The sequence below is a fragment of the Amycolatopsis sp. SID8362 genome (genome assembly GCF_010550475.1).
GTDB lineage: Bacteria > Actinomycetota > Actinomycetes > Mycobacteriales > Pseudonocardiaceae > Amycolatopsis > Amycolatopsis eburnea.
On record NZ_JAAGNB010001646.1, the window covers coordinates 1 to 462 of the forward strand.

The following is a 462-nucleotide window of genomic DNA, read 5'->3' on the forward strand; positions in this document are numbered from 1 at the left end:
GCTCGCCGCCGACGCCGGGCCCGCCGTGCACACCGTGCCGCGGCAGCTGCCCTTCGACGTCGCCGGCTTCACCGGGCGCGGGCCCGAACTCGCCGAGCTTGACCGGCTGCCGCCCGGCGGGGCTTCCGGCATCGTCGTCATCGAAGGCACCGCCGGCGTCGGGAAGACGTCGCTGGCCGTGCACTGGTCGCACCGCGTCCGCGACCGCTTCCCCGGCGGGCAGCTGTTCCTCGACCTGCGCGGCCACTCCGCGGGCACCCCCGTCACGCCGGACGCCGCGCTCGCCGGCTTCCTGCGCGCCCTCGGCGTGCCGCCCGAGTCCGTGCCTTCCACAGTGGAGGAACGCTCGGCCCTGCTGCGCAGCCGGCTCGACGGCAGCCGCACGCTCATGCTGCTCGACAACGCCCGCGACGCCGACCAGGTCCGCCCGCTGCTGCCCGGCTCCGGCAACCTCGTGGTCGT

1 pseudogene is annotated in these 462 nt (G+C 76.6%); it reads left to right on the top strand.

The annotated features are described in order from the left end of the window. Positions 1–462, top strand: a pseudogene (locus G3I65_RS50755) (ATP-binding protein); the annotation flags it as partial.